This window comes from Pseudoalteromonas sp. MER144-MNA-CIBAN-0113 (assembly GCF_040308965.1).
Classification (GTDB): Bacteria; Pseudomonadota; Gammaproteobacteria; order Enterobacterales; family Alteromonadaceae; genus Pseudoalteromonas; species Pseudoalteromonas tetraodonis.
In genome coordinates this window covers 1-11,596 of the sequence record NZ_JBEOOG010000099.1, presented here as the reverse complement: position 1 = coordinate 11,596, position 11,596 = coordinate 1, and the positions used below count along the sequence as shown (strand labels likewise).

General features: G+C 38.7%; 8 protein-coding genes and 1 pseudogene. 7 read left to right on the top strand and 2 right to left on the bottom strand.

Annotated elements, in window-relative coordinates; genetic code table 11:
* The first annotated feature begins 175 nt into the window (after window positions 1–175).
* From AAEY57_RS17600 to icd, 6 genes are all read left to right on the top strand, one after another.
* A complete protein-coding gene (locus AAEY57_RS17600; protein ID WP_350608385.1) occupies window positions 176–925 on the top strand; it encodes a hypothetical protein in 750 nt (249 codons plus the stop codon).
* An 87-nt stretch (window positions 926–1,012) separates the two neighbouring features.
* Complete coding sequence (locus tag AAEY57_RS17595) at window positions 1,013–1,414, top strand: TonB-dependent receptor plug domain-containing protein (RefSeq protein ID WP_350608384.1); 402 nt, start codon at window positions 1,013–1,015, stop codon at window positions 1,412–1,414.
* Window positions 1,415–1,450: 36 nt separating this feature from the next.
* Window positions 1,451–3,283 carry a TonB-dependent receptor gene (locus tag AAEY57_RS17590; protein ID WP_350608383.1) on the top strand — a complete coding sequence of 611 codons (1,833 nt, stop codon included), beginning with the start codon at window positions 1,451–1,453 and terminating at the stop codon, window positions 3,281–3,283.
* A gap of 15 nt (window positions 3,284–3,298) precedes the next feature.
* Window positions 3,299–5,983, top strand: a complete 2,685-nt coding sequence (locus AAEY57_RS17585) for a 7TM diverse intracellular signaling domain-containing protein (protein WP_273002315.1) — start codon at window positions 3,299–3,301, stop codon at window positions 5,981–5,983.
* A 99-nt stretch (window positions 5,984–6,082) separates the two neighbouring features.
* Window positions 6,083–6,823: a glycosyltransferase family 2 protein gene (locus AAEY57_RS17580; protein ID WP_193049202.1), complete on the top strand. Its 741-nt coding sequence runs from the start codon at window positions 6,083–6,085 to the stop codon at window positions 6,821–6,823.
* A gap of 278 nt (window positions 6,824–7,101) precedes the next feature.
* Window positions 7,102–8,352: an NADP-dependent isocitrate dehydrogenase gene (icd, locus tag AAEY57_RS17575; protein WP_273002311.1), complete on the top strand. Its 1,251-nt coding sequence runs from the start codon at window positions 7,102–7,104 to the stop codon at window positions 8,350–8,352.
* Window positions 8,353–8,363: 11 nt separating this feature from the next.
* On the opposite strand, the gene AAEY57_RS17570 is transcribed toward icd, so the two are convergent.
* Window positions 8,364–8,810, bottom strand: coding sequence for a hypothetical protein (locus AAEY57_RS17570; RefSeq protein ID WP_013465068.1), 447 nt, complete (start codon window positions 8,808–8,810; stop codon window positions 8,364–8,366).
* 109 nt (window positions 8,811–8,919) lie between these two features.
* Complete coding sequence (locus AAEY57_RS17565) at window positions 8,920–9,867, bottom strand: LysR family transcriptional regulator (RefSeq protein WP_350608382.1); 948 nt, start codon at window positions 9,865–9,867, stop codon at window positions 8,920–8,922.
* A gap of 117 nt (window positions 9,868–9,984) precedes the next feature.
* On the opposite strand from AAEY57_RS17565, the pseudogene aceK reads away from it, so the two are divergent.
* A pseudogene (gene aceK / locus AAEY57_RS17560) lies at window positions 9,985–11,523 on the top strand (bifunctional isocitrate dehydrogenase kinase/phosphatase); the annotation flags it as partial.
* Between the last annotated feature and the right edge of the window lie 73 nt (window positions 11,524–11,596).

Below are 11,596 nucleotides of genomic sequence, written 5' to 3'. Positions count from 1 at the left end.
AAAATAAGCCACACCTTAATTTAACTGACGTAGAGCTCAACGCACTAGTTATCGCTTAAGCAGATCTCAGGTTAATTTAGAATCTTTTTGGTCTGACTGGCCAGCTCAATATGAAAACCATTTTGGGCAGCCCCTGCCAATAAAAAAATTACGCTACAAAGATGACTTTGACAGGATGATTCTTGGCGTATCTGTTGCCTCACTTGAGCATGTATGCCCTTCGTTATTAGTATGGGATACAAATTTTGCAGCTCAAGCAAAGCAAGTTAAAACGGTGGCAACGCAGGCAGCCCAATTATGGCTTAGTAAGACTGACGAGCAATTAGGTTGGCAATATAGGCCACCTAGCAAAGAAGGCCCCATTCTCAGTGGCTTTAGCGAACCATTTGATACATGGGCGGCGATGATGAATTTAATCGACAAAGAGCAATGGCCTATCGATTGTCCTCCTAAAAACATTGCTTACTTTTGCAGTGTTTTTCCTTGTGATTATTACCCGCCACAAAGTGAACATCAATTTGTTTTTCAAGCAAAATCGCAAGTAAAAGCTAATCTTAAAGGTATGCTAGAAAAAAACATGCAGGCTATTTGGCCATTAGCGTATCAAAATAATGAATTTGACTGGTCTGTTTTGCATGGCTCTCAGTTATCAGGGGATGAACGATTAAATAAGCAATACTGGCGGGTAAATGTGGATCCCAGTGATCGATATGTACTGTCAGTTGCGGGCTCAAGTAAATATCGTCTGGCAACCGATGAAACACAATTTACCAATCTTTTTATTACAGGAGACTGGATAAAAACAGGCGTTAATGCGGGTTGTGTTGAAGCGGCTGTCATGGCTGGTATGCAAACAGCAAGAGCAATGGTGGGTTATCCACAACACATTAGTGGCGAAGATGCATTTGCAGCCCTCACACATTAAAATATTATTCATATCACCGTATTATCGATTGATTAGTATATAATTAAACATGTTGTTTACATTTGTCTAGAGTAAAGGTCACAAGAAATGAAAAATAAAGGCAAGCTTCTCAATAAGAAAATAGGGTTGATATGCTTACCAGGCTTTTTACTGCCACTGCAGGCGAAAGTACTTGTAGATGATAAAAGTGCGAATGCGCGTAATATGGAAATCATAGAAGTTTATGCGCAAAAAAGAGCGCAAAAAATTGAAGAAGTTGGCATTTCTGTAAGCACCATTAAAGGTAATGATCTTCAAGTACAACACGTTAAAGATTCGACAGAGTTGTCTGTATTTGCTCCTAATCTAAAAATTAGTCAAAACGCAGCGGAAGGCACACCGCCAGCGGTTAACATTCGTGGTGTAGGGCTAGTTGATTACAATACGGCGAATACATCCCCTGTGGCGATGTATGTTGATGACATTGCTGTTGGCTCTGCAAGTAACTAAATTGTTAATTTATTTGATATTGAACAAATTGATATTTTGCGTGGTCCTCAAGGCACTTTATTTGGTCGCAACTCTACTGGGGGCGCTATTTTAATCCGCTCTAAACGCCCTGAGTTTGAACAAAGTGGTTATTTAAGCACCGGCATTGCTAATAACAATGCGACCAGTGTTGATGCTATGTTTAATTCAGCACTTAGTGAAAACACTGCCGTTCGTATAGCGCTTAATCATCAAGATTATGATTATTCCACTAACAATATTTTTGCCGACTCACCGAAAGCTGGCATGCGACAAACGAATGGCCGAGTTTCCTTTTTAGCTGATTTTGACACGGTACAGCTATTGATAAAAGGGCATATTGCCGATTGGGATGGCATAGTACAGCCGGTTGGCAGTATTGGAATTGTTGCTAATCCACTAACAGGAGAGCGATGCTCGCCAGCACAAGCGGGTTCAACCAGCTGTTTTGATAATTTTGGCTTTAATGATGCCAGTGATGATTTTTATACAGTCAGCGTAAATAATAATTCGCCTCATAAAACAGATGGTAAGGGCATTAGCGCCCATGCTAATTGGCAATTAGACACACACAATGAGCTTGTTTTTTTAAGCAGTTATAACAAATTAAAACGGGACCATGCTTTTAATTGTGATGGCTCTCCCGCACAGTTATGTGAGGGCAACTTAGGGTTAAATACTGATTTGGTGACGCAAGAATTGCGATTGCAATCTCAGTTAGGTGAGCATTTTTTAACGACGGGAATATATTATGCTGATGAGTCTATTGTTCAAGATAATGTAAATGATATTTTACGCGACTATCGGGGAATTTTATCGACAGATTTAACCGCTACTTTTTTTTATAATAATAAAATAAACACAAAGAGTATGGCTGCGTTTACGCAACTCGATTATCAATTAAACCAAGATTGGTTGATCACTGCAGGGCTTCGTTACTCTTATGAATCGTTAGACTACGACTCAGTGTCACAGCTTAATGTTATTTTAGATGCTAACGATTTAACGGGGGTTAAGGTTCCATTTTATCGTGTTCAGGGAGAGCAGTCAGATAATGGCATTTCAGGGCAGTTAGGAGTGAACTTTAAAGTCGATGATTCAACTTACGCCTATTATCGTTTTGCTAATGGCGCCAAAAGCGGAGGCTATAACGGTGGCTTTTTATCATCGGTTGAACAAGCCCAACTCGCTGACTATCAAAAAGAGCGGTTAAACTCACATGAAATCGGATCAAAGTCCTGGTGGCCAGAGCAGGGTATTCGATTTAACTGGGCTGCATTTTATTATGATTATAATGATCAACAAGTCTTTATGAATCAGCCTTCAGCATCTGAGCAGAGCCCGCCAATTCAATTATTAGAAAATGTGGCTGACTCTATTATTTACGGTTTAGAAGCTGATCTTGAGTATTGGCTGACCGATAATTTGAATGTTAAGTTTGCTATGGGTTATATACCTCATGCAGAGTTTGAAGAATATGTTGATCCACTAGGGAACGCGTTAACTGATAATCGTTTGCCGTTTACCTCAAAATGGAATCTCAGTGCGGGTATTGAATACACTCTTGAGGTGGCTAATCACCCACTAACTACTCAATTATTAGTTGATTATCAATCCGATTACTATTTTGATCAGAATCAAAACCCCTATGCGATGCAAGACAGCTATAGTATTTTTAACGCCAATATACACTATCAACACGATAACTGGGGGGTTGCCATTTGGGGTAAAAACCTGTTTGGTACTCATTACAGCCACTTAAAATTTGATTTAAGTTCTTTTCTTGGCATGCTTGAAGATTTTAAGGGTGAAGGTCGGCGTTTTGGCTTGGATATTAGTTATCAGTTTTAATTTAAGGTGCAAAGTATGCCAATAAAGGCAGCTCTAAAGCTATTTATATATTGTGTATTTATATGCTTTAGCAATTTAGCAGTGGCAAATGCACTTGAGCCTTTTGCTTATACTTTGAAACAACAAGATACTGATTTGCTTAATCAAGGCAGTGTATTTCAAGTCACTGATGGCGCTTTTCCCCGAGATCATAGCGATATAGAAACGTGGCTTGAAAAAAAGCAACCACAGTCGAGAACATCGTTTTTTGGTGGTAGTTTTTGGTTTGTGATTAAGCTGGAAAACAAAACTGATTTAAATGAACTTGTGTTGTATCCCTATAACACGCTGCTTTCAAAAATTGAGACGCGTATTTATGATATGTCGAATTTTGATGAGCCAATAAATCGTTATACAACGGGTGGCATTTACCCTAATGAGTTTGCATTTCATTATGGTAATAGAATTGAGCTGACGCCTACTCGTCCCTATATGTTAATTGCAAAATTTCAAAGTGAATACTTTTACACCCCACCTAAATTAGTGCTTTCACCTTATGATGATTTTTTTGTGAAAAAAACATCAGATAACATGATTATGCTGCTGTGCTTTGGGGTTGGTATTGCATTAGGTTTATACAATTTTCTTATTTACTTGGGTGATAGAGATAAAACCCATTTGTATTACGCCCTGTTTACCGCGTGCTGGGTATTAGCTTGGAGTCAGTTTTTTCATATACCTGATCAAATTTTTGGTTTTTATAACGCCCATTTTCATTGGCTAGGTTTTACCTTAATTCCCATCACAAATATCTTATTTTTTAACAGCTTACTTAAATTAAAGGAAACGTCTCCTCAATTATCACGGTTATCAATTTACTTGGGCATTATTGCTACCGCAGGTACTCCATTTGCAATCATTTGGCCAGGTTTTGGCTTTATATGGGCTACTTTAGTAACGGGGGCTACTTTGTGCCTGGGTATGATTGTTGGTATACGAAGTTGGTTAAGTGGCTTTAAGCCCGCTCGCTATTTTGTTTTAGCGTATTTGGCGATGGCCATTCCTAATATGGTCGGCAATTTAACTAATTTAGGGCTAATTGAACCTATAAAGATGGATCTCTATTTACTTGGGCTCATTGGTACCGCACTCGATGCAGTGCTACTTGCTTTTGCCGTGGCAAATAAATTTAGCATTTTACACCATGAGAATGTTGAATTGACTAAAAATTTAGAACACAAAGTACAGTTGCGTACTCAAGAGTTACAACAATTAGCTGAAGAGCTTCGTGATGCAAGTGAAGCTAAAAGTCGATTTTTAGCCAATATGAGCCACGAAATTCGCACCCCAATGACATCAATTATTGGTTATGCTGATGGTATTATTTTAGGTGATATACAGCCTCATGAGAGAAACCATGGCATTCGGGTGATTTTGCAAAATAGTCGTCATGTTCTTGGCTTAATTAATGACATTTTGGATATGTCAAAAATTGAGGCTAACCGTCTAGAGATAGAGCTAGTTGAAACGGACTTGTTTGCCACTATTGCTGAAATCGAATCGTTATTAGGAAAACAAATCCGTGATAAAGGCTTAAAATTTAAAGTTGATTATCAATTTCCGCTACCTGATTGGATAGTCTCAGATCCAACTCGATTGAGACAAATATTATTAAATTTAGCAACCAATGCGCTTAAATTTACCAGCCAAGGTTATATAAAGCTAACGGTTAGCTGTAATAAAAAACAACTAATTATTAAAGTGAAAGATACGGGAATTGGTATGACCGACAGTGAGCAAAAAGACTTGTTTACTCCCTTTCATCAAGCTGACTCGTCGATTTCTCGCAAATACGGTGGCACTGGACTTGGGTTAAATATCTCAAAAAGCCTAGCAACTAAACTAGATGGCGATATTACGGTTTATTCTATGCTCGGAAGCGGCAGTGAGTTTTGTTTTACTATGGCACTGCATACAACGGCTCATACAAAATGGGTTAACGCATTTGACGATATTTGTAAGTCACAAAACAAAGAGCTCCCTATAAATAGTAACCAGCGAAATTTGATTGGTAGGGTACTCGTGGCTGAAGATCACCCAGAAAACCGACAGCTGATTAAGCGGATTTTAGAACGAATGGGTTTAACCGTGGTGACAGTAGAAAATGGCCGAGATGCTGCGCAAGCGACACTTGATGAACAATTTGATTTAATTTTATTAGATATTCAAATGCCAATTATGGATGGTGAACAAGCAATTAGTATTATGCAAGCAACAGGAGTAACAACACCGATTGTTGCGCTTACTGCGAACACGATGAAGCATGAAGTCGATCGTTATTTAAGACAAGGTTTTACCGACCATATTGCCAAACCTATCGATAGACGGTGTTTTAGCAGTAAAATCGCAAGTTACCTTGATATTGATATATGCGAAAATATTAAGCTGCCTGATGATGAGTTTGCACTACTCAAGCAAGAATACATTAAAGGATTAAAAAAACAAAAACACACATTACAGTTGCAATTTAAGCAGGGTGATATAACCGGTTTTGCACGCAGTGTGCATATGATTAAAGGAACGGCAGGGATGTTTGAATGCCAAGTGCTGTATCAACAGGCTGTTGGATTGGAAGCGAGTTTAAAGCTTTCGCCTGCTGTTCTTGATACACACCAAGTTGAAGCTTTACTCAATGCTATTGATGTTATTTTAGAAGCTTAATGGATACCATTTTTAAAAGCCTTATTTCCTCTGTGGTTATGATCTGTTTATAATGTGAAGGTTATTTTTCAAATACAATGTTATTAAAAAGGAAATTCTGTGAAGCTATCTGTTTGTATTATATGTAAAAATGAAGAGGATACAATTGAGCGTTGTTTAGAGTCAGTAAAGTGGGCAGATGAAATTATTGTACTTGATTCAGGCAGCACTGATGAAACACGTGCTATTGCAAATAAATACACAGATAAAGTATTTGTACGTGATGATTGGCAAGGGTTTGGTGAGCAACGACGCAGAGCAGAAGCATTAGCAACTAACGATTGGATTTTTGCAATTGACTGTGATGAAGTTGTCAGTGAGCGTTTAAAAGAAGAAATAATAACGACACTGGCAAAATGCAATGAGAAAAATATTTTAAAGCTTAACCGTTTAACGCATTTTTGTGGCCAATTTATTCGACACAGCGGCTGGTATCCTGATCGTATTGCGCGTATTTACAACAAAAAAATAACAGGTTATAACCAAAATTTGGTTCATGAGTCTATTGTAATGCTTGATTGTAAGCCAATTGAGTTGAAAGAAAATATATTACATTTTCAGTATGAAGATATTTTTGGTTACATGAATAAAAGAAACCATTATGCGCACATAGGCGCAGAGCAAATGGTAAAAAAGGGTAAAAAACCATCACTATTGAAGGCGAGTAGTTCCGCTTTTTTTGCTTTTATCCGCCATTATTTTTTAAGACGTGGCTTTTTAGATGGTAAGGCAGGATTTGTTATTGCGGTTATACAAAGTCAATATAGCTTTAATAAATACTTATTTGCCTATTATAAATAATCTCACTTAGCAGGTTAATTTTATAATCATCCGGTGGTTAAAATTAATCTGCACTTATGTTCTACTCAGTAATGCTCTACTCAGTAATGTTCTATTTAGTCTGGTGTTAGATAAAATGCCTGATGCCATCTTGATTAAAAAATCGTTCCCTCATTTTTACTAATAGTGAATACCGTGCAGTTATTCGCTGCGGTGATATCAATTATAAAAATGCAATTACAGACACTTATTAACTAACATGCTTTAATGGAAAGAGGATGTTTTTCTAGGTGTTAACAATGCAATATCAACATATTACTGTGCCAGAAAATGGTGAAAATATACTCATTGATGAACAAGGACAGTGGCATATACCCGAACACCCTATTATTGCTTATATTGATGGTGATGGCGTCGGGCTCGACGTGATGCCAGTGATGCGAAAAGTAGTGGATGCCGCCATAGAGCATAGTTATGGCGCAAGACGCAAAATTCATTGGATGCAAGTTTACAATGGTGAGCAAGCTGCCAAGCTTTATGACGGTGATTGGTTTCCTCAAGAAACGATTAATGCAGTACGAGAGTGTAAAATTGCGATTAAAGGCCCTTTAACCACACCGCTTGGAGGCGGGTTTCGCTCGCTCAATGTCGCGCTTCGCCATGAAATGGATTTGTATGTAAATATGCGAACCATTAAAGGATTTAGTGCATTACCGTCACCCTTAAAAAACCCATTTACCACGCATATTACCGTGCTACGTGATAGCAGTGAAGATGTGTATTCAGGAATTGAGTGGCAAGCGGGCAGTGTTGAAAGTGAAAAAATGCTCGATTTTTTATGTGAAGAAATGGGCGTAACACGGCTTCGTTTTACCCAAGAGTGTGGTTTAGGTATTAAAAATATCTCTAAAGAGGGATCAGAGCGATTAATACGCTATGCAATTAATTATGCCCTAAAAAATAATAGTGAATCACTCACTTTAGTTCACAAAGGCAATGTACTTAAGTTTACCGATGGCGCATTTAAGCGCTGGGGATTTGCGCTGGCCAAACGTGAATACGCTGCCGTTGAGCATCAAAACGGACGCTGGCTTGAAATACAACGTGCTGATTTACCGCCGCTGGTTATTAAAGAAGTAATTGCCGATAATATGCTTCAGCAGTGTTTAATGGATCCTGCTCAATTTGATGTGGTGGCCACCACTAATCAAAACGGAGACTTTTTAGCCGATATGCTCAGTGCACAAGTCGGTGGAGTAGGGATTATGCCGGCGGCAAACTTAAATACCGAAGTTGCGTTTTTTGAACCCACACATGGTACATTTGAGCGCATAGCAGGACAAGATAAAGCAAATCCGAGCAGTAGCTTATTGAGTGCGGTGTTAATGCTTAAGTTTATGGGATGGAGTGATGCTGCTTATTTAATTGAAAACGCGCTTGAAAGCACATTTGCCAGTGGACAGGTTACATTTGATTTAGCTCAATCAAATCATAACTCGACAACCTTAAGTTGCAAACAATTTGCCAACAAGGTTATCGAGCACTTTTAAAGGGCAGCATTTTACGCTGCAGAGGCGTTAGCTGTTTGCTCGCGATGAACGCATGGACGCTCTGTCAGCTCTGCAGCTCTGTGGTAAAGTTTATGGGCGCTTGGCTCATCACAGAGTGTGCCACTAAGCGTATCCATTAAAGCAACCACAATAATCGCAGGCACTTGGCAACAGTATTCATCTAAAACGGCTGCGGTTGTTTGTGCATCTACATGACAATGTGGATGACTTTTACGTTGATATGCATTTAATAAAGTATTCACGTCGAGAATGTCGTTTTCTTGGTGTTTTGTTTTACGACATGCACACCCAAACTCATCAACTAACGTGGCTAACGCTTGGTAAACGTGTTGCGTTTGAAGTGTTGTTTTACGACACAATTGTTGTTCAATGAATTGATGTAAATTTGCATCAATGAATAATCCGTCTTGTTGTGTGAAGCTTGCTGATGTTTGCATAATTATTACTCTTAGTTTGTTGGCTTAACTTCACTGTAGCGCTAAGTGTAATATTAATGAAATTGTTGTTTTCAATAACTGATATTGATTTGATCAATATTTTAATTCTTTACCTATCAATCACTGTATTTGCAAACGCCAACAACTCGCGTCTAAGCCATTGGTGCGCTGGTGTATGATGTAATAACGGGCTCCATATCATTTTTATTTCTATGGGGACGATTTGAAATGGCACAGGGCTAATCACTAAATTAGTATGGCTAGTTAAAAGCTTTGCTTGACGACGCGGAAGGGTTGCAATAAGTTGCTCAGATTGACACAGTAAACTGGCAATCATGTAATGACGAGTAAATACGCGTATTTTACGTGTTTGTTCTAATTGCCATAATGCCTCATCGACCCAGCCTAATTTTTGTTTACCTGATTTATTGGTTACAGCGGGTTCGGGGCCCCAGCCGGCTCGATTAACCCAAATATGTTCACTTTTTAAGTATTGGTCTAAGTTTGCATCGTTTAAAAATGGATTATGTGGATGGGTTAAACAACAGTAGTTATCTCGCCATACAGTAGCTTGATGAAAAGAGCGCGGCAGACCATTAAAACGGTTTATTGCCAAATCGATAGTGCCTTTTTCCATATCCTGTAGGTTCACGTCGCTGGGGCTAAGTACATCGAAGTCAATGCCCGGATTTTTAGCTAGCTGCTCGCAAATAAAGGGGGCAATTAGCGTCGATTCTATATAATCGTTTGCCATAATACGAAACGTCAAGTGGGCGGTAGCCGGATTAAACTGCTCACTGGGCTGCGTGATCTCTTCTGCCATTTTTAACAGCGCTTCAATTTCGGGCTTAAGGGCAAGGGCTTTAGCTGTTGGGGTCATGGAGCCAGCTGCACGAACAAGCAAAGGATCGTCAAATAAGTCTCTTAGGCGTTTTAACGCATTGCTCATAGCCGGTTGTGTTAATGCGAGTTTATTGGCCGCTTTAGACACACTTTTTTCATCTATTAATACATTTAAATAGACGAGTAGGTTGAGATCGACATTTCTTATATTCATATGATCAATTTTATTTATTTGCTGTATTAATTATCTAAATTAAAGCGTGCTTGCTAAGGTGTAAACCTCTAATAAAAAATAATCAGCATAATTGCTAAAAATAGAAGCGCCTATACTATGCCTAGCACGTCGTTAACGTCTACCCACAATCCTATACAAGAACTCATAGCCACTAAGTTAGCACGCGCTGTATTTGCTGGCTTTGAAGCTATGTTTGCACAGTTCTTAAATATTACCTTAGGGGCACAAAGTCGCTTTGAACAACGCCAATATCATGAGGTGCAAGCGGCAATGCGAGCGCGCTTGCAAGTGTATGAGCGTCAAGTAAAGCAGGTGAGTGAGGCCGTTAAAGTGATTGCCTATGATGAACTAAACTGTCCACAAACATGGCAACGAGCAAAAAATATTTATGGCGAAATGGTTAAAGAGCATGAAAACCAGCCAATTGCACATACGTTTTTTAATTCTACTTTTGGCGCTATTTGGGATGATAAAAAAATTCGTACGGTGCATTTATTTGTCTTAAAAGCAAAGTACCGGGGGCAACCACGTTCTTATGAAGGGCTTGTGAGTCGTATTTCCTTAAAAGAAGGCTTTGATAGCGCAGTTAAAACTTTAGTCAATGAACAAGTGTTTAGAGTGCCATTTAAAAATTTAAACGAGGACTTAGCTAAACTACAAGCAACGTTAACCCAAGGGGCGCAGCAACAATGCAGACAAGTGTATGAGCTAATAAGTTTAAATGACGGCTATATTGAGTACGCCAATTCACACTTTTACCGAAATAAAGCGTGTTATGTAATAGGACGATGTATTGCTAAAAATGGCGATAATATGCCCTTTGCAATAGCCATTTTAAATACCCCTGACGGGCTTACAATTGATGCTGTGATGATGGGCGCTGATCAGCTGAGCTTGTTATTTGGCTTTGCGCGCACGTACTTTATGGTAGATACCGACCAACCTGCAAGGTATGTAGATTACTTAAGTGTGTTAATGCCTCACAAACAACGGTTTGAATTGTTTAATGCGATAGGTTTTATTAAACATGCGAAAACAGAATTTTATCGCTATAAGGTGGATACGACTAAAAGTAGCCCCGAGCAATATAAATATCATTTAGCGCCAGGTACACCAGGTATGGTGATGCTTGTTTTTACAATTGATGGCCTAGACTATGTGTACAAAGTAATAAAAGATAAATTTAGTGCACCAAAAACAGCGACAAAACAGCAGGTAAAAGATAAATATAACTTTGTAAAACAGGCTGATAGAGTAGGGCGATTAGTTGATACTCATGAATTTAGATACCTAGCCTTTGATTTAAGTCGTTTTAGTAATGAACTGCTTACTGAAATGAAAAAACACATTGGTGATAGCTTAATTATTTCGGGTAAAGCGTTAATACTCAAACATGTCTATGTTGAGCGAAAAATGACACCGCTTAATTTATATATCGGTCAATGTACCAGTAAATCACTGCAGCAGGTGATGGTTGATTATGGTAAAGCGATTAAAGAGCTTGCCAGTGCTAATATTTTTGCCGGTGACATGCTAATGAAAAACTTTGGTGTGACACGTTGGGGGCGAGTGGTGTTTTATGATTACGATGAAATTTGCCCTCTTACTGATTGTAATTTTAGAGAAGTGCCCAGACTGTGTAAAAACTAATTTTTAATAAATTGTCTTGGGTATGTTCTTAGTTTAAAACCATCTAGGATGGTTGCGA